General features: G+C 71.3%; 16 protein-coding genes. 10 read left to right on the top strand and 6 right to left on the bottom strand.

The genetic code is table 11. From position 1 onward, the window contains the following. Positions 1–68 precede the first annotated feature (68 nt). Entirely contained in the window at positions 69–1,418 is a 1,350-nt protein-coding gene (locus CRP27_RS15430; protein WP_097181472.1) for an alpha/beta hydrolase, read from the top strand. Then, complete coding sequence (locus CRP27_RS15425; protein WP_097181471.1) at positions 1,415–2,968, top strand: GMC family oxidoreductase; 1,554 nt, start codon at positions 1,415–1,417, stop codon at positions 2,966–2,968. Before CRP27_RS15430 ends, CRP27_RS15425 begins: the two co-directional genes overlap by 4 nt. Positions 2,969–3,375: 407 nt before the next feature. Here CRP27_RS15425 and CRP27_RS15415 read toward each other — a convergent pair whose 3' ends face one another. The 5 genes from CRP27_RS15415 to CRP27_RS15395 are packed head-to-tail and all read right to left on the bottom strand — an operon-like array spanning position 3,376 to position 9,058. After that, a complete protein-coding gene (locus CRP27_RS15415) occupies positions 3,376–4,254 on the bottom strand; it encodes an ABC transporter permease (protein WP_079237639.1) in 879 nt (292 codons plus the stop codon). Then, on the bottom strand, positions 4,251–5,162 hold the full coding sequence (locus CRP27_RS15410) for an ABC transporter permease (RefSeq protein WP_097181469.1): 912 nt from the start codon (positions 5,160–5,162) through the stop codon (positions 4,251–4,253). The genes CRP27_RS15415 and CRP27_RS15410 overlap by 4 nt, the downstream gene beginning before the upstream one ends. Beyond that, positions 5,159–6,364 carry a PotD/PotF family extracellular solute-binding protein gene (locus CRP27_RS15405; protein ID WP_097181468.1) on the bottom strand — a complete coding sequence of 402 codons (1,206 nt, stop codon included), beginning with the start codon at positions 6,362–6,364 and terminating at the stop codon, positions 5,159–5,161. Before CRP27_RS15405 ends, CRP27_RS15410 begins: the two co-directional genes overlap by 4 nt. Then, positions 6,361–7,548 carry an ABC transporter ATP-binding protein gene (locus CRP27_RS15400; protein ID WP_097181467.1) on the bottom strand — a complete coding sequence of 396 codons (1,188 nt, stop codon included), beginning with the start codon at positions 7,546–7,548 and terminating at the stop codon, positions 6,361–6,363. The genes CRP27_RS15405 and CRP27_RS15400 overlap by 4 nt, the downstream gene beginning before the upstream one ends. Positions 7,549–7,603: 55 nt before the next feature. Next, positions 7,604–9,058, bottom strand: a complete 1,455-nt coding sequence (locus CRP27_RS15395) for a gamma-aminobutyraldehyde dehydrogenase (protein WP_097181466.1) — start codon at positions 9,056–9,058, stop codon at positions 7,604–7,606. Between the two features lie 146 nt (positions 9,059–9,204). Between CRP27_RS15395 and CRP27_RS15390 the strand changes: the two genes are divergently transcribed. Genes CRP27_RS15390 through CRP27_RS15370 form a run of 5 tightly spaced genes read left to right on the top strand, consistent with a single transcriptional unit; the run spans position 9,205 to position 14,470 of the window. Continuing rightward, positions 9,205–9,675, top strand: a complete 471-nt coding sequence (locus CRP27_RS15390) for an Lrp/AsnC family transcriptional regulator (protein WP_097181577.1) — start codon at positions 9,205–9,207, stop codon at positions 9,673–9,675. Positions 9,676–9,677: 2 nt separating this feature from the next. Beyond that, on the top strand, positions 9,678–11,102 hold the full coding sequence (locus CRP27_RS15385; RefSeq protein ID WP_202818718.1) for an aspartate aminotransferase family protein: 1,425 nt from the start codon (positions 9,678–9,680) through the stop codon (positions 11,100–11,102). A 2-nt stretch (positions 11,103–11,104) separates the two neighbouring features. Next, positions 11,105–12,469 carry an FAD-binding oxidoreductase gene (locus tag CRP27_RS15380; RefSeq protein ID WP_097181465.1) on the top strand — a complete coding sequence of 455 codons (1,365 nt, stop codon included), beginning with the start codon at positions 11,105–11,107 and terminating at the stop codon, positions 12,467–12,469. Beyond that, positions 12,469–13,797 carry an NAD(P)/FAD-dependent oxidoreductase gene (locus CRP27_RS15375; RefSeq protein WP_101686014.1) on the top strand — a complete coding sequence of 443 codons (1,329 nt, stop codon included), beginning with the start codon at positions 12,469–12,471 and terminating at the stop codon, positions 13,795–13,797. The genes CRP27_RS15380 and CRP27_RS15375 overlap by 1 nt, the downstream gene beginning before the upstream one ends. A 19-nt stretch (positions 13,798–13,816) precedes the next feature. After that, the gene (locus tag CRP27_RS15370) at positions 13,817–14,470 is read left to right on the top strand and encodes a DUF1345 domain-containing protein (protein WP_255257610.1); all 654 of its coding nucleotides are present in this window, start codon (positions 13,817–13,819) and stop codon (positions 14,468–14,470) included. On the opposite strand, the gene CRP27_RS15365 is transcribed toward CRP27_RS15370, so the two are convergent. Further along, the gene (locus CRP27_RS15365) at positions 14,463–15,383 is read right to left on the bottom strand and encodes an SDR family oxidoreductase (protein WP_097181464.1); all 921 of its coding nucleotides are present in this window, start codon (positions 15,381–15,383) and stop codon (positions 14,463–14,465) included. The genes CRP27_RS15370 and CRP27_RS15365 overlap by 8 nt on opposite strands. Before the next feature lie 127 nt (positions 15,384–15,510). On the opposite strand from CRP27_RS15365, the gene CRP27_RS15360 reads away from it, so the two are divergent. From CRP27_RS15360 to CRP27_RS15350, 3 genes are all read left to right on the top strand, one after another. Beyond that, the gene (locus tag CRP27_RS15360; RefSeq protein ID WP_097181463.1) at positions 15,511–16,353 is read left to right on the top strand and encodes a helix-turn-helix transcriptional regulator; all 843 of its coding nucleotides are present in this window, start codon (positions 15,511–15,513) and stop codon (positions 16,351–16,353) included. Positions 16,354–16,415: 62 nt separating this feature from the next. Beyond that, a complete protein-coding gene (locus CRP27_RS15355) occupies positions 16,416–17,417 on the top strand; it encodes a nitrilase-related carbon-nitrogen hydrolase (protein WP_097181574.1) in 1,002 nt (333 codons plus the stop codon). Then, positions 17,414–18,427 carry an agmatine/peptidylarginine deiminase gene (locus tag CRP27_RS15350; protein WP_097181462.1) on the top strand — a complete coding sequence of 338 codons (1,014 nt, stop codon included), beginning with the start codon at positions 17,414–17,416 and terminating at the stop codon, positions 18,425–18,427. Before CRP27_RS15355 ends, CRP27_RS15350 begins: the two co-directional genes overlap by 4 nt. Positions 18,428–18,479 lie beyond the last annotated feature (52 nt).

Raw genomic sequence — 18,479 nt, 5'->3', positions numbered from 1 at the left:
TCGCATGTTCGAAACACGGGGTACAGCGGTGCTGTGAGCGTCGGCACGCCGGCACGTAGGAACGAAGGATGCCCACCACCGTGTTCTGCCTGCACGCCCTCGGCTCGAGTTCCGAGGAGTTCGTGGGCCTCCGCACCCGTCTCGCCGGGACGCTCGATCTGGTCGGGATCGACCTGCCCGGCTTCGGGACGAGCACCGCTGCGACCGGCACCACCGTCGAGGAGATGGTCGTGCTCGTCGAGCGGGCGATCGGTCGCAGCGGGGTCACCGAGTGGGCGCTGCTCGGGCACTCGATGGGCGGCAAGGTCGCGTCCGTGGTCGCCTCCCGCACCGTCGACGGATCGAACGGCCTGTTCGGACTCCGGGCCGTGGTGCTGCTCGCCGCGTCGCCGCTGTCGCCGGAGCCGATGGACGACGAGCGCCGCGCGACCATGCTCGGGTGGGCGGCCGACGGCGAGATCGGACCGGACGAGGCCGAGACGTTCGTCGACGCGAACACCGCGTCCCGCCTGGCCCCCGAACCGCACGCCACCGCTGTGCACGACGTGCAGCGCGCCCTCCCGCAGGCCTGGACCGACTGGCTCCTCCGCGGCAGCCGTGAGGACTGGTCGACCGTGTTCCCCGCGAACCCCGTCCCCGCGCTCGTGCTCGCCGGCGCCGAGGACGGCGACCTCGGCCCGGACGCCCAACGCTCGCTGAACCTGCCGCACTGGTCCGCCGGCGAGTTCGACGTCGTCCCCGGGGCCGCGCACCTGCTGCCGTGGGAGCAGCCGGACGAGGTCGCCGACCGAATCCGCGACTTCTGGCGCCGACGCGTCGACCACGGTCCCGTCGTCCCCGCCGACACCGCCCGGGTGATCGCCTCCCCGCGCGTGAGCGCCCGCACCCGGGGGATCCTCGCGGTCCGCTCGCTGCCCGACGCCCCCGACCGCGAGCCCCGGGCCCTCACCCGAGGCCAGCTCGACACCCTCCGCGCCCTGGCCCGGGTCGTCGTGCCGCAGCCCGGTGACCGGCCCGTCGACCTCGCGCTGCGCGTCGACGACCAGCTCGCCGACGGACTCGGGGACGGCTGGCGACCGGACGGACTGCCCGCCGACGTCGACGCCTACCGAGCCGGGCTCGACGCCCTCCAGGCGGATGCCACCCAGGGCGACGAGCACCTCGCCGTCGTCCTGGGGTCGATCACCGCGGGCGTGTACACACCGGTGTCGGGTGGCCTGGACTCCGAGCAGCTGCAGGCGTGGGCCGAGGACGCCGCCGTCGACCTGGCGAAGCAGTGGATGGCGCACCCCGCGACGATGGCCGCGGTCGACTACGACGGGTTCGCCACCGGCGGCGACGGGCTCCGCAAGCAGGGCTTCCTGCTGCTCGGTGCCGGCGAACGCGAAGCTTGGGAACCGACGGGAGCCGCACGATGAGACTCGACCACCAGCGCCACCACAGCGAGGCCGAGGTCGTCGACGTGGTCGTCGTCGGCACCGGAGCCGGCGGCGCACCCCTCCTCGCCAGCCTCGCCCGACGCGGCCTCAGCGTCGTGGCACTCGAGGCCGGCCGGAACACCGAGCCGGGCGACCACACACCCGACGAGGTCGAGGCCCCCGGCGACGTCAACTGGATGGACGAGCGGATCAGCGGCGGAAGCGCACCGACCGCGTTCGGCCCGAACAACAGCGGCACCGGCGTCGGCGGCTCGACCCTGCACTGGGGCGCGTTCACGCCGCGGCCGAACGCGCACGACATCCGGCTCCGCACCGACTCCGGGCAGGGCGAGGACTGGCCGATCGACCACGCCGAGCTCACCGGGTGGATCGAGCAGGTCGAGCACGACGTCGGCGTCGCCGGTCCCGCCCACTACCCGTGGGACCCGGCCCGCCGCTACCGGATGGGACCGCCGGCGCGGAACGCCTCGTCGGACATGATGATCCGCGGCGCGGCTGCCGTGGGCATCACCGCGACGGACGCCCCCGTCGGCCTGACCACCGAGGACCGGCACCAGGACCACCACGGCCTCCGGCAGGCGTGCGTCGCGTGCGGGTCCTGCCACCAGGGTTGCCGGAACGGCGCGAAGGTGTCGATGGACACCACGTACCTGCCGGCGGCGGTGGCGTTCGGAGCGGAGATCCGCGCCGAGGCGTTCGTGCACGGCATCGAGCTCGACGCCCGCGGCGAGGTCGAAGCGGTCGTGTACCGCCAGGGTGGTCGCGACCACCGGCAGCGCTGCCGGGCGCTCGTGCTCGCAGCCGGCGGGATCGAGACGCCCCGACTGCTGCTGCACACCGGGCTCGCGAACAGCAGCGGCCAGGTCGGCCGGAACTTCACGGCACACGGGGCGACCCAGGTGTGGGGGACCTTCGACGAGTCGATGCGGTCGTACCGCGGGTACCCGTCGTCGATCATCACCGAGGACTTCGTCCGCCCGGCCGACGCGGACTTCGCGGGTGGCTACCTCATCCAGAGCCTCGGCGTGCAGCCGCTGACCCTGACCACCTCGCTCGTCCGGGGCGGTGGGCTCCGCGGCGCCGAACTCGTCCGCGCCCTGCAGGACTACCCGCGCATGGCCGGCGTCGGCATCAACGCCGAGTGCCTGCCGTACGACGAGAACCGGCTGGTCCTGTCCGACGAGCTGGACGAGAACGGCGTGCCGAAGGCCCGCGTGACGTTCTCGCCCGGGTCGAACGAGGAGGCCATCACGAAGCACGCGGTCCGCACCATGACGGCGATCGTCGAGGCCGCAGGGGGGAAGGACGTCCGGGTCCTCGACCGCACGGCGCACACCGTCGGGACCGCCCGCATGGGCACGGACGCGGGGAACTCGGTCGTGGACGACGCCGGTCGGTCGTGGGACGTGCCGAACATGTGGATCGTCGACAACTCGGTCTTCCCGAGCTCCCTGATCGCGAACCCGGCGCTCACGATCATGGCGCTGTCGCTCCGCACCGCCGACCGCCTGCTCGGCACCGGACGGTGAAGTATCACCGAGGCTGATCGCGGGAGGACCCCACCGCCGGGTGGTGCTCCCGGGCAAGGGTGAAGCCCACCACCGCGCCAACGGTGATGGGCTTCGATTTGCTCTCCGAGTGGAAAGCCGAGGACGGGCAGTCGCCGTCCCGAGTCCAACGCTCGGGTCCAGTGTAATCGAGCTCCGGCCCGATCGCACGCCCGTCCCGGCCCACCGCTCCTCGTGTCCGCCGGCGCTGACACCGGAGGTGGTCTCGATGTCGAACGACACCGATCCCAAGCCCAGGCGTCAGGTGCTCTGGCTGGGGGTCGCGGGCTTGCTCGTGAACCTCGCCAGGCTCCTCGTCGACCTGGTCCGGAAGGACTGAGACAGGGCTCCCCGCACTCGCGTACGACGGGTGCGGGGAGCTCCGGGCGTCAGCCGCGGGTACGGGTCAAGCGCCGGTTCAGCGCCCCGTTCAGCAGCGCGACGAGCAGCCCCACCGCGAACACCAGCGTCCCGAAGCACAGCACCTGCGGCGGCATCCCGGCCTTCGCGGCGCCGTACACGAACAGCGGGAACGTCACGGAGGGCCCGGCGACGAACGACGTGATCACGTAGTCGTCGATCGACATCGCCAGCGCCAGGAGTCCCGCGGCGAGCATGCCCGGCGCGAGCAGCGGCAGCGTCACGAGCCGGAACGCCTGGAACGGTGTCGCCCCGAGGTCCCCCGCGGCCTCTTCCAGCGCTCGGGAGGTCCCCGCGATCCGCGCCCGGAGCACCACGACCACGTAGGCGACGTCGAACGCGACGTGCGTCAGCAGCACGGTGAGGAACCCGGTGCCCAGGCCGATCGAGAGGAAGAACGACAGCGACGCCGACCCGACGACGATCGACGGCGCCGCGATGTCCGCGAAGACGACCGCGTTGACGGCACCGCGCCCGAAGAACCGGTACCGCTCGAGCGCCAGGGCCAGCGGGAGGCCGATCGCGACGGAGATCAGAGCGGCGAGGAACGCGATGACGACCGAGGTGACGAACGCCTGCCCGAGCCCGGAGACGTTCACGAGGTTCGCGTACCAGTAGGTCGTGAAGCCGTTCCAGGCGAACGACAGCCGGTTCGTCGGGGCGTCGTTGAACGAGTACACGATCATGTAGACGATCGGCACCAGGGTGATGGCGATGACGACCCAGTACACGATGGCGAGCCACGGCCCGCGACGGTTCACGCCGTGCCGGCCGGGCAGGCGACCGGTCGCGCCGGTGACGGGCGACGTCGGGGCGGTGGACGAGCGGGTGGGTGCGACGGCGGTCATACGAGGTCCTCGAGGTCGTCGGTGCCGGAGACGCGGGCGTAGATGAACAGGATGATGCCGAGCACGACCATGAGCACGGTCGACAGCGCGGCGGCGACGTTGTACTGCTGGTTGCCGGAGTAGGCGTCCTGGATCGCCTGGCCGATCGTGTACGTGTTCGTGCCGCCGAGCAGCGCCGAGTTCACCGGGTCCCCCACGCAGTCGATGAACACGAGCAGCACCCCGGCGAAGATGCCGGACCGGGACAGCGGGAGGGTGGTGTGCCAGAACGCCCGGAACTTCCCGGCGTACAGGTCGTTGGCGGCCTCACCGAGCCGGGGGTCGATGCGCTCGAGTGCGGCGTAGATCGGCAGCACCATGAACGCCAGGTCGTTGTACGCGTCGCCGAAGACGACCGCACCGCCGGTGCCGAGGATGTGGAAGTCCTTGCCGGCGATCCCGATCCCCTGCAGGAAGGTGACGACCGGCCCCTGCGACGCGAGCACGAACGCCCACATGTCGGTCCGGATGATGAACGACACCAGGAAGCTGACGAACACGAGCATGAGCAGCGGGTTCTTCCACCGCGGCGAGACCCGGAACGCGATGAAGTAGGCGACCGGGTACCCGACGATGATGGTCACCAGCGTTGCCGCGAAGCCGTACCAGAGCGATCGGAGCAGGAAGGTCAGGTACGGCACCTGCGGGTCGACGAACAGGGACGAGTAGATCCCGAAGTTCCACGTGAACGTGTAGCCGTCGTCCGGGTTGCCCGACATGAGCGAGACGATGAGCCCCGACACGAGTGGGATGACGAAGAACACGCAGAGGTACGCGGTGCCGACCAGGGCGAGCAGGAACGGCGTGCTCCGACGCCGGCCCCGCCGGATCGGCACGGACGGCGGCGCGCCCACCGACAGGGCGGTCACGACTGCACCACCGCGTTGAAGATGCCGTTCCACTCCGAGTACTCGTCGTAGTTCTTGAACACCCGAAACTCGTGCGACTTTGCCAACACCTCTTCCGACGGGAACACCAGCGGACTGTCCGCCACGGTCGGGTCGTCGAGCTCGTTCCGGACGTAGTCCTCGGCGCCGGGCACCGGGCAGACGTAGTTGACGTAGTCCTCGACGATGCCGGCGGCCTTCGGCGTGTAGTAGAAGTTCATCCACTCCAGGGCGGACACCGGGTTCGAGGCCTGCCGCGGGATGAGCATGTTGTCGTGCCAGGTCATCTGCCCCTCCTCAGGTGTGACGAACTCCAGGTGCGGGAACCCGGACTGCTGCGCCTGGAACACGTCGCCGGACCACGCCTGGGTGATCCAGGTGTCACCGTTCTCGAGCCGGTTGATGTAGCTCTGGTCGTAGAACCCGGTGACGTTCGGCCGGAGTTGCCGAAGCCACTCCTGTGCCTTCCGCCAGTCCGCCGGCGTCGACTGCTCCGGGGCGATCCCGAGCGCGAGCAGTGCCAGGGAGCCGAGCTCCGTGTTGTCGCTCATCAGCCCGATGCGTCCTTTGAACGCGGGATCGAGCAGGTCCTTGAACGAGGTGATCTTCCGGCCGGTGTACTTCGGGTTGTACGCGAGCCCCGTGAACCCGGTCTGCCACACGACCGAGTGCTTGTTGCCCGGGTCGTAGATCGGGTCCTTCACCGAGTCGGACGCGTTCGCGGCGAAGTTCGGCAGCCGCGAGTGGTCGAGTTCGCAGACGAAGCCGTTGTCGATCATCTCGGTCAGCTCGTACCCGTTCGTCATCACGACGAGGTCGTAGCCGGTGGCACCCTGCGCCCGGAGGATCGGCGAGACGGTCGCGTAGAAGGTCGCGTTGTCCTGGATGACCGCCTGGTAGTCGACCGCGATGCCGGTCTCCCGCTTGAACAGTGCAAGCGACTCGGACTTGCCGTGGTCGGAGTCGATGTACAGCGGCCAGTTCGCGAAGTTGAGTTCCTTGGTCGGCTTCGCGTCCTTCCAGAACGCCGTCCAGTCGACGGCGGGACCCATCGACGCCGCGGATCCCTTGATGCTGCACCCGGCGAGGAGGGCCGCGACGGCGGCAGCGCCGCCGCCGGCGAGGAAGCCCCGCCGGCTCACCCGCGCGGACGTCAGTCCGCGCACCAGGTCGGGGCGACTCACGCGACCGCTCCTGCCGTGGCGGGTGCGGACTGGAGGCGCGGGTCGGCTCCGGCGGTGACGGTCGCGTCGGACGCGGGGTGCGCCTCCAGGCCGAAACCGTGGTCGACGCCCCACGTGAGCCAGACCTCGGTGCCGGTCGCGATCCGCGGCCCGCCCTTCGAGTTCTGCGCGAAGACGGAGACGCGACCCGCGCCGGGGACGTCGACGAGGTACTGCGTGCTGACGCCGGAGAACGAGACGTCGACGACGCGACCCGGGCCGAGGATGTTGCGGCCGGCCTCGTGCGCCGGCTCGGCGGTGCGGATCTTGAGCTTCTCCGGCCGGACGCCGACGACGACGCGGCCGGACGTGGCGACGGCACGCGCGGCCGGGACGGCGAGGGTCCCGGCCCCCGTCGCGACCACGAGCAGGCCGCCCTCGGTGCCGCGGACCTCGCCCTCGAGCAGGTTCGACTGCCCGAGGAAGTTCGCGACGAACGCGGTCCGGGGCAGCTCGTACAGGTCCTGGGGGCTGCCCATCTGCTCGATGCGACCGCCGTTCATGACGGCGACCGTGTCGGCCATCGTCATCGCTTCCTCTTGGTCGTGGGTGACGTGCAGGAACGTGAGCCCGACCTCGGCCTGGATCGTCTTCAGCTCGAGCTGCATCTGGTGCCGCAGCTTCAGGTCCAGCGCACCGAGCGGTTCGTCGAGCAGGAGCAGCGCCGGTCGGTTCACGATCGCCCGGGCGAGGGCGACGCGCTGCTGCATGCCGCCGGAGAGCTGCGCGGGACGCTTGTTCGCGGAGTCCTCGAGCTCGACCAGGTGCAGGGCCTCCCGCGCCTTCGTCATCGGGTCCGGGATCCGGCGGCGCTTCAACCCGAACGCGACGTTGTCGAGGACGCTCATGTGCGGGAACAGCGCGTAGTTCTGGAACACCGTGTTGACCGGCCGCTGGTAGGGCTTCGTGTCGGTGACGTCCCGCCCGCCGATCGTGATCGTGCCGCTCGTGGGTTCCTCGAGCCCGGCGACGAGCCGGAGCGTCGTGGTCTTCCCGCAGCCGGAGGGGCCGAGCAGGGCGAAGAACGACCCCGCCGGGACGGTCAGGTCGAGCGCGTCGACCGCAGTGTGTCCGGGGAAGGACTTGGTGATCTGTTCGAGCCGGAGATCGGCTCCCGATTCGGCGAAGGTGCCGGTCACTGCCATGGTGCCTCCTGCTGCTGCTGGTGCTGCTCGGGTCGGGTTCGGTGTCGTCGCTGGGTCAGCCGATGTAGGACATGACGTGCTTGATGCGGGTGTAGTCGTCGAAGCCGTACTGCGACAGGTCCTTGCCGTAGCCGGAGTGCTTGAAGCCGCCGTGCGGCATCTCGGCGACGATCGGGATGTGGGTGTTGATCCACACGCAGCCGAAGTCGAGGTCGCGGGCGAAGCGCATGGCCCGACCGTGGTCCGTCGTCCACACCGAGCTCGCCAGGCCGTACTCGACGCCGTTCGCCCACCGCAGTGCCTCGTCCTCGGTGGAGAAGCGCTGCACCGTCTGCACCGGGCCGAAGATCTCCTGCTGCACGGCGCGGTCGTCCTGTCGCAGCCCGGAGACGATCGTGGCCTGGTGGAAGTAGCCGCGGTCCCCGACACGACTGCCGCCGAGTGCGATCGAGGCGTGGTCGGGCAGGGTGTCGACGAAGGAGTGGACGTGGGCGAGCTGGTTCGCGTTGTTCACCGGGCCGAAGTACGGGGTGGGCGCGTCCGGGCCGGTCTGCGCGTCCGTTCGGGCGGCTTCGGCGAGCGCCGCGACGAACTCGTCGTGGATGCCGTCCTGCACGAGCAGCCGGGTGGCTGCGGTGCAGTCCTGCCCGGCGTTGAAGAACCCGGCGGCGACGATGCCGGCGACCGCTGACGGGATGTCCGCGTCGTCGAACACGATCACCGGGGCCTTGCCGCCGAGCTCGAGGTGCGTGCGCTTCAGGTCCCCGGCGGCGGCGCGGGCGACCTCCATGCCGGCGCGGACGGAACCCGTGATGGACACGAGCTGCGGCGTCGGGTGGTCGATCATGGCGGCGCCGGTGGTGCGGTCCCCCACGACGACGTTGAGGACGCCCGGCGGCAGGAACTCGGCGGCGACCTCGGCGAGGAGCAGGGTGGAGAGCGGCGTGGTGTCGCTCGGCTTGAGGACGGTCGTGTTCCCCGCGGCGAGCGCCGGGGCGAACTTCCAGACCGCCATGTTGAGCGGGTAGTTCCACGGGGTGACCTGGGCGACGACGCCGATCGGCTCACGGCGGACGAACGACGTGTGGTCGGGCAGGTACTCGCCGGCGCTCCGGCCCTCGAGGTTGCGGGCGGCCCCGGCGAAGAACCGGATCTGGTCGACGGACAGCAGGATCTCGTCCTCGACCAGGGTGGCGCGTGGCTTCCCGGTGTCGAGCGACTCGAGGTCGGCGAACTCCTCGGCCCGCTGCTCCATCGCGTCGGCGATCCGGAAGAGCGCGAGCTGGCGTTCCCCGGGGGTGGTGCGGCGCCAGGTCGCGAACGCGGTGCTCGCGGCCGTGAACGCGGCGTCCACGTCGGCAGCGGTCGACACGGGCGAGGTGCCGTAGACCCGCTCGGTCGTCGGGTCGACCAGGTCGAACGCGCTGTCGGCACGCGACTCGACGGACGCGCCCCCGACGAAGTTGCGCACGTCGTGCGTCTCCGTCGCTGTCTTCGTCGTGTCCAGCATGGCGGCGATACTGGCACGGAATCCGGTGGCGCGGAAGAAGAATCCGCAGGTTGTGGCGAACCGTAACAACGGAAATCGTCGCGAAACACGGTGTTCACAACGAAATCCCTTGCTTTCTCGCGATGGTCACTGCAATGCTGTGCGGCATGGCGGCAGCACCACGACGTCCCGGACCGATCGACGACACCTCGAAGCGGATCATCGAGCAACTCCAGGCGGACGGGCGCCGTCCGTACGGCGAGATCGGCAAGGCGGTCGGTCTCAGCGAGGCGGCGGTCCGGCAGCGCGTCCAGAAGCTCACCGAGACCGGCGTCATGCAGATCGTCGCGGTCACCGACCCCATGCAGCTCGGCTTCCACCGGCAGGCGATGATCGGCATCCGCGTGAACGGCGACACCCGCAAGGTGGCCGACGCGCTCGAGCAGCTCGCGGCGGTCGACTACCTCGTGATGACGGCCGGCAGCTTCGACCTCATGGTGGAGGTCGTCTGCGAGGACGACGACGACCTCATCGAACTGCTCAACGGCACGATCCGGGCCATCCCGGGCGTGACCGCCACCGAGACCTTCGTCTACCTGCAACTCCGCAAACAGCTCTACGACTGGGGAACGCGATGACCATGTCCGACCAGACCACCCGCCTCGGCTCCTACGACCCGTTCGCCCCGGTCGACGATGCCGCCCTGCAGCAGAAGTCCCGCGACCACCTGTGGATGCACTTCGCCCGGCACGGTGCGAACCAGGCCGGCGCCGACGTGCCGATCATGGTCCGCGGCGAGGGGCACCACGTCTACGACAGCCACGGCAAGGGCTACATCGACGGGCTCTCCGGCCTGTTCGTCGTCGCCGCCGGGCACGGCCGGAAGCGTCTCGCCGAGATGGCCGCCAAGCAGGCCGAGACGCTGTCCTTCTTCCCGATCTGGTCCTACGCGCACCCCGCGGCGATCGAGCTCGCGGACCGCCTGGCGGACCACGCGCCTGGTGACCTCAACAAGGTGTTCTTCTCGACCGGTGGCGGCGAGGCCGTCGAGACCGCGTTCAAGCTCGCGAAGTACTACTGGAAGCTCCGCGGCAAGCCGATGAAGCACAAGGTGATCTCCCGCGCGGTGGCCTACCACGGCACCCCGCAGGGCGCGCTCGCGATCACCGGCATCCCCGCGATGAAGCAGATGTTCGAGCCGCTCGCCCCCGGTGGCTTCCGCGTCCCGAACACGAACTACTACCGCGCTGCCGAGATGGGCTTCGCCGGCGAGAGCGAGGAGGAGTTCGGCTTCTGGGCGGCCGAGCGCATCCGCGAGATGATCGAGTTCGAGGGCCCGGACACCGTCGCCGCGGTCTTCCTCGAGCCCGTGCAGAACTCCGGCGGCTGCTTCACCCCGCCGCCCGGGTACTTCCAGCGGGTCCGCGAGATCTGCGACGAGTACGACGTCCTGCTGGTCTCCGACGAGGTCATCTGCGCGTTCGGCCGCATCGGCACGATGTTCGCGTGCGACACCTACGACTTCGTGCCGGACATGATCACCTGCGCGAAGGCGATGACCTCGGGGTACTCCCCCATCGGCGCGACGATCATCAGCGACAAGCTGTTCGAGCCGTTCTCGAAGGGCGACACGACCTTCTACCACGGCTACACGTTCGGCGGGCACCCGGTCTCGGCCGCCGTCGCGATGGAGAACCTCGACATCTTCGAGGAAGAGGGGCTGCTGCAGAACGTCCAGCAGAACGCCCCGCTCTTCAAGGCCGAGCTCGACACCCTGCTCGACCTGCCCATCGTCGGCGACGTCCGCGGTGCGGGGTACTTCTACGGCATCGAGCTCGTGAAGGACAAGGCCACGAAGACGACCTTCGACGACGACGAGTCGGAGCGTCTGCTCCGCGGGTTCCTCTCCAAGGCGCTGTTCGACGCCGGGTTGTACTGCCGCGCCGACGACCGTGGCGACCCGGTCGTGCAGCTCGCTCCGCCGCTCACCATCGGGCAGCCGGAGTTCCGCGAGATCACGTCGATCCTGCGGAGCGTGCTGTCCGAGGCCGCGTCGAAGATCTGACCGTGACCGGCTACCGGGGCGTCTCGTTCTGGCTCGACGCACTCGTGTCCTCCGGACGCGACGACCTGACGCCCCGGCCGCCGCTCGACGGTGACACCACGGCGGACGTGTGCATCGTCGGGGGTGGACTGACGGGTCTCTGGACCGCGTGGTACCTGCACCAGGCCGACCCGCGCCTCCAGATCGTCGTCGTGGAACGCGAGATCGCGGGGTACGGCGCGTCCGGACGCAACGGTGGCTGGTGCTCCGCCCTGTTCCCGCGCTCCGCCGCCTCGATCGCCGAGGAGCACGGCCGCGACGCGGCCCTCGCGCTGCGCGCCGCGATGCGCGACACCGTCGACGAGGTCGGACGCGCCGCGTCCGAAGCCGAGGTCGACTGCGACTACGTCAAGGGCGGCACCGTCCTCTACGCCCGCTCCGCCGTGCAGGAGCGCGCAGCGCGCGCCGAGGTCGACTCGTCCGCCGCATGGGGCGACGACATGACGTACCGCGACGGTCGCCCCGGCGACGCCGCCGGTTCGGCCGGCGTCGCGTGGACCCCGGACTGCGCGCGCGTCCAGCCCGCAGCGTTGGTACGTGGCCTGGCGGCCGCCCTGGAGGCACGTGGCGTCCGGATCGCGGAGCACACGCCCGCCGTGTCGTGGGCTCCAGGGCGCGTGGTCACCACGCGTGGGACCGTCTCGGCCGGTGCCGTGGTGATCGCGGTCGAGGGGTACGGCGCGCAGCTCGCACAGACGAAACGGCGGATCCTGCCGCTGTACTCGCTCATGATCGCGACCGCACCGCTGCCGTCCGCGGTGTGGGACCGCATCGGCCTGGAGCACGGGCAGACCTTCTCGGACTACCGGCACCTGCTCGTCTACGGCCAGCGGACCGCGGACGACCGGCTCGCGTTCGGCGGCCGGGGCGCCCGGTACCACTGGGGGTCGTCGATCACGGCCGGGTACGACCGGGTGCCGCGGGTCTTCGCGCACCTGCGCTCGTCGCTCGTCGACCTGTTCCCGGCGGTGGCCGACGCCCCGATCACGCACACCTGGGGTGGCCCGCTCGGCGTCCCGCGCGACTGGTGCGCCTCGGTGACGTGGGACGGACACGTGGGGACCGCCGGCGGGTACGTGGGCGACGGGCTCTCCACGACGAACCTGGCCGGGCGGACGCTCGCCGACCTCGTGCGCGGGGAGTCCTCACCGCTGACGGCGCTGCCGTGGGTGAACCACCGTTCACCGGACTGGGAGCCGGAGCCGCTCCGGTTCCTCGGCGCGAACGCCGGGCTCGTGGCGACCGACCTGGCCGACCGCGAGGAAGCACTGACCGGACGGCCCAGCCTGGCCGCACGACTGATGGCACCACTCACAGGAGGCCACTGATGGACACCGAAGTCGTCGTCGTGGGGGCCGGCGTCTCCGGTCTCGCCGCCGCCCGGGCACTGACACGCGCCGGACGGTCCGTCGTCGTGCTCGAAGCCCGCGACCGCATCGGCGGGCGCACCTGGACCGACACCGAGCTCGGCGTGCCCGTCGACCTCGGAGCGTCCTGGATCCACGGCATCGACGGCAACCCGCTGTGGTCACTGGCGGCGTCCTTCGGGATCGAGACCGTCGAGTTCACCGTCGGCAGCTTCCAGTTCGACGGCCGACCGATCGCCTGGCACGACCCGTCGGGCGAACCCCTGTCCGGTGCCGCCGCGGCGTCGTTCGTCGCCGACCTGCACACGGTCGACGCGGCGCTGGACCGTGCCGTCGCCGACGCTGCCCCCGGGACCTCGTACGCCGACGTCGTCGCGTCCGTCGTGTCGGCCCTCGGCTGGTCCGGCACTCGCGCCGACCGGGTGCGGGAGTACGCCGCGCACCGCTCGGAGGACCTCTGCGGCGCCCCCGTCACCGACCTCGACGCGCACGGGCTCGAGGAGGAGCACGTCGCCGGTGACGAGGTCGTCTTCCCCGGCGGGTACGGGCAGTACGCCGCGGCCCTCGCGTCCGGGCTCGACGTCCGGCTGTCGTCGGTCGTGCGGTCGGTGTCGTCGACGGACACCCGGGTCGCCGTGGGCCTGGCGGACGGGTCGACCGTGTCGGCCGCGCACGCGATCGTGACCGTCCCGCTCGGCGTCCTGCAGGCCGGCGACGTCACGTTCACGCCGCCGGTGTCCGGACCGGCCGCCGGTGCCCTCGAGCGACTCGGGATGGGCGTCTACGACAAGGTGTTCCTCCGGTTCCCGGAGGTGTTCTGGGGCGGTGACTGGGTGGTCCGTCAGCAGGGTCCCGCCGGGGTCGACTGGCACTCCTGGTACGACATGTCCCGGGTGACCGGCGCGCCCGTGCTCGCGGCGCTCGTCGGCGGTGCGGGAGCCCGACGACTCGAGACGCTCTCCGACGAGGCGATCCTCGCCGAGGCCGTCGCCGCACTGCGCCACGCGTTCGGACCGGTCGTGCCGGCGCCCGAGGCCGTGCGGATCACGCGGTGGGCGGCCGACCCGTTCGCGAAGGGGTCCTACTCGTACCTGCACGTCGGGGCGTCGCCGGACGACCACGACGTGCTCGGCACACCGTTCGGCCACGTGCAGTTCGCCGGCGAGGCCACGTGGGGGGACGACCCGGCGACCGTCCACGGCGCGCTGCTGTCCGGTCTCCGGGCCGCGGGTCGGTTGCTCGGGCAGGACGTTGACGCTGTCTCGCTGGCCGACGAACTGCCCGGCTGAGGCGCTCTACACTCGGCGCGTGAGCACCCGGCGAGCCCGTCCCCAGCACGAACACCGTGCGCCGGTCGCCGTCGCGGTGCTGGTGAACCTCGCGCTCAGCCTGTTCCTGCCGAGCGAGGTGCTGTTCTTCCCGTCGTGGGTCGTCCCCGCGATCGGCCTGTCGCTGCTCATCCCGCTCGTGGTGTTCAACCCGCGCCGCCTGACCCGCGAGACGACGTGGTCCCGGTGGCTCTCGTTCGCCCTCGCGATCCTGCTCACGGTCGCGAACCAGCTCACCGTCGTCCGGACGATCGACCAGCTCCTGCACGGGCACCCCGACGGGGGCGCGGTGCTGCTGACGGCGCTGCAGGTCTGGGTGAGCAGCATCATCGCGTTCGGACTCGTGTACTGGGAGCTCGACCGCGGCGGCCCGGTGGCACGCCGCCGGCCGGACCTCTTCGCCCGCGATGAAGCGGACTTCCAGTTCCCGCAGGAGACCGACCCGGCGACCGCCGCCTGGCGACCGGTGTACCTCGACTACCTCTACGTGGCACTGACGAACATGATGGCGTTCAGCCCGACCGACACCATGCCGATGACCGTCCGCGCGAAGATGATCATGGCCTACCAGTCGATCGGCGGGTTCATCCTGCTGGCCCTGGTCATCTCGCGCGCGGTCAACATCATCAGCTGACGAGCGCTTCGGAGACGTCCCAGAGCCGCGCGGCGTCCTCGTCCCGGAGCATCGGCGCCCAGGGCTCCCGGCGTCCGGCCGGTCCGCCGAGCTGACCGGGCCCGGTCGGACCGACGAACCCGCCGTCGAGCTCGGGGTCGGTCGCGGCGAGGAGGGCCGGCTCCGCCGCCGAGACCGGCGTCCCGACGAGGAGCCCGCGCGCGGACAGCCACCGGATCAGCCGGACGGCCACGGTGTCACCCGTGCGTCCGATCTCCGGCCGTGCGGCGAGCAGGTTCGTGGGTGCGACGCCGGGGTGGCTGACCGCGGTCGTGATCCCCCACCCGCCGGCTCGGCTCCTGCGGCCGAGTTCGCGTGCGAAGAGCGCGCAGGCGAGCTTCGACTGCGCGTACGCCCGCGCGACGTCGTAGTCCCGCTCGGACTGCAGGTCGTCCCACCGGATCGAGGCCCGCCGTGCCGCCACGCTCGTCTGCATCACGACCCGGCCGCTCGCGGCACGCACCAACGGCAGGAGGCCGCCGACGAGCGCGACGTGCCCGAGGTGGTTCGTGCCGAACTGCAGCTCGAAGCCGTCCCGCGTGGTCTGCCGCTCGGGCGGGTTCATGACGCCGGCGTTCCCGACGACCACGTCGATCGGGGTGCCCTCGGACCGCAACCGGTCCCCCAGCGTCGCGACGGACTCCAACGAGGACAGGTCGAGGTCCTCGAGCACGACGGACGCACCCGGGTGCTGCTGGGTGATCCGGGCGACGGCCGCGGCCCCCTTGTCGCGGTTCCGGACCGGCACGACGACCTCGGCGCCGGCCCCCGCGAAGCGCGCGGCGATCTCGAGTCCGATGCCGTCGCTCGCTCCGGTCACCAGGACCCTGCGGCCGCCGAGGTCCGCGATCTCCAGTCGTTCGTTCCGTGCCATGGTCCGCCTCTTCCGTCGTGGTCGGTGCCGGATCCGGCACCCGAGACGATCGTCCTCGTGGCCCGCGAGCGCAACCACGGCCCGACGATCCGTGGCTCCGGGCTGCCACCCGGGAGAAGATGGGCGCATGATCGACCGAGCGTCCCTCGCGGACTTCCTCCGCAGCCGTCGGACGGCACTGCAGCCCGAGGACGTCGGCCTGCCGCGGGGACAGCGCCGCCGCACGAGCGGGCTGCGGCGCGAAGAGGCGGCGCTGCTGAGCAACATGTCCGTCGACTACTACGCACGGCTGGAGCGGGAGCGCGGCCCGCAGCCGTCCGACCAGATGCTCGCGTCGATCGCACAGGGGTTGCGCCTCTCGATCGCGGAGCGCGACCACCTCTTCCGCCTTGCCGGACACGAGCCCCCGACGCCGGCGTCCGGCGGCGACCACGTCAGCCCGGGCATGATGCGCATCTTCGACCGGCTCGCCGACAGTCCGGCCGAGATCGTCACCGAACTCGGCGAGACGCTGCAGCAGACGGCCCTCGCCGCGCAGCTCACCGGTGACGCGAGTGGTCGCCGTGGCGACGACCGGAGCATCGGGTACCGGTGGTTCGCCGACCCCGGGTCCCGAGACGTCCACCCGGTGGAGGACCACCCGTTCCTGTCCCGGATGTACGCCTCGGGCCTCCGCACCGTCATCGCGCGCCGTGGCCCGGGCTCCCGTGCCGCGCACCTGGCCGAACGGCTCCTCGCCACCAGCGAGGAGTTCCGCGAGGTCTGGGCGCGCCACGAGGTCGGCATCCGCCCGCGTGACGTGAAGCACTACCGTCACCCGGAGGTCGGCCTGCTCACGTTGCAGTGCCAGGTGCTGCAGGACCCGGACAGTTCGCAGGCGCTGCTCGTGTACACGGCCGAGCCGGGCAGCGAGAGTGCCGACCGGCTCAGACTGCTCGCCGTCATCGGCTCGACGGTCCGTCAGACCTGACAGCGCACAGTCGTACGGGATCGGGTCTTGTGCGCGTTGATCACATGATCAACAATGGCGACATGGACGTCATCACCGGCTCGCCGCCCCGCTCGCCCCTGCACGAGGACACGGGCACTCCACGACGATCCGCCCGGGTCGCCCTCGTGCAGGCCCACTGGGTCGACGACCCCGACGAGCACCGCCGAGTCCTCGCCGACGGCATCGCCACCGCGGCCGCGAACGGCGCCGACGCGGTCTTCCTGCCGGAGCTCACGCTGTCCCGGTACCCGGGCGACACCCCCGCGGACGGCATCCCGAAGGAGCACGCGGAGTCCCTCACGGACGGCCCGACGACCACGTTCGCGCGGGAACAGGCCCGGCGTCACGGGGTGTTCGTCCACGCCTCGCTGTACGAGCGGCCCGCCGAGGACGACCGCCCGGAGGACCCGCGCGGGTACAACACCGCGGTCCTCGTCGCGCCGGACGGCACTCTGGTCGGCCGCACCCGCAAGACGCACATCCCGATCAGCGCCGGCTACTACGAGGACACGTACTTCCGTCCAGGCGCCGACGCCGATCCCTTCCCCGTGTACGACGCCGCGGGCCTCCGCCTCGGCCTGCCGACGTGCTGGGACGAGTGGTTCCCCGAGGTCGCGCGGTCGTACGGCATCGCCGGGTCCGAGGTCCTCGCGTACCCGACCGCGATCGGCTCCGAACCGTCCTTCCCCGACTTCGACACCGCACCGATCTGGCGACAGGTCATCGTCGCGAACGGCATCACCGCGGGCCAGTTCATGGTCGTGCCGAACCGGTGGGGGGACGAGGGGGACATCACGTTCTACGGCTCGTCGTTCGTCTCGGACCCGTTCGGTCGGGTCCTCGTCGAGGCACCGCGCGACGCCGACGTCGTCCTCGTGACCGATCTCGACCTCGACGCCCGCGTCGAGTGGCTCCGCCTCTTCCCCTTCTACCTGACCAGGCGACCCGACCTGTACGGCGGCCTGGTGCGGGAGATCGACCCCGTCCGCGACGGGTACGGCGCGCGTGAGGCGATCCGTGCCTCCAGGGCGGTGCACTCGTGACCTGGCGGATGCCGGCGGAGACGGCTCCGCAGGAACGCACCTGGATGGCGTTCCCCCGGCCCGGCGCCACGCTCGGTGACGACCCGGCGAGCGCCGAGGCGGCCCGGACCGCCTGGGCGACCACCGCGAACACCATCAGCGAGTACCAGCCCGTGACCGTCGTGGTCGACCCGGTCGCACGCGCCGACGCGGACCGCCTGCTGGCCGGGGCGGTCGAGGTGCTCGAAGCACCGCTCGACGACTTCTGGATGCGCGACGTCGGCCCGACGTTCGTCGTCGACGACGAGACGGGCGAGCGCGGTGCGGTCGACTGGGTCTTCAACGGCTGGGGCGCGAACGCCTGGGCGACCTGGACCCGCGACGCGGCGATCGCGGCGGTCGTCGCCGAGGCGGCCGGCGTGCAACGGGTGCCCTCGCTGCTGGTCAACGAGGGCGGGGCGATCCACGTCGACGGCCGGGGCACCGTCCTCGTCACGGAGACGGTCCAGCTCGACCCCCGGCGGAACCCCTACGCCGACCGGGCGCGGGTCGAGCAGGAGCTCGCACGGACGATCGGGGCCACCGAGGCGATCTGGCTCCCCCGGGGGCTCACCCGGGACTACGACGGACTCGGCACCCGCGGGCACGTCGACATGGTCGCCACCTTCGCGGGCGCGCAGACCGACACGATCCTGCTGCACGCGCAGCCGGACCCTGGTCACCCGGACCACCTCGTGATGCCGCTCATCCGGCGTGCGATCGAGGAAGCCACGGACGCGACGATCGTCGAGCTCCCCGCTCCGACGACGCTGACGGACGACGGCGGGCCGGTCGACTGGAACTACGTGAACCACGTCGTGGTGAACGGCGCCGTCATCGCGTGCGGCTTCGGCGAGCCCGCGGCCGACGACCGCGCCCGGGGCATCCTCGCCGACGTCTACCCGGGCCGCGAGGTCCGCACCGTCGACGCACGCGAGGTCTTCGCCCGCGGCGGGGGCCTGCACTGCATCACCCAGCAACAGCCCGCGTAGCGCACCCGCCGCGGCGTACAGGCGAAACCGACGTCCTGTACGTCACGGCAGG

The organism is Curtobacterium sp. 314Chir4.1 (assembly GCF_900215175.1).
In the GTDB taxonomy this organism is placed as follows: domain Bacteria; phylum Actinomycetota; class Actinomycetes; order Actinomycetales; family Microbacteriaceae; genus Curtobacterium; species Curtobacterium pusillum_A.
The sequence above is the reverse complement of the archived record's forward strand: the minus strand, read 5'-3'. Positions and strand labels throughout refer to the sequence as shown.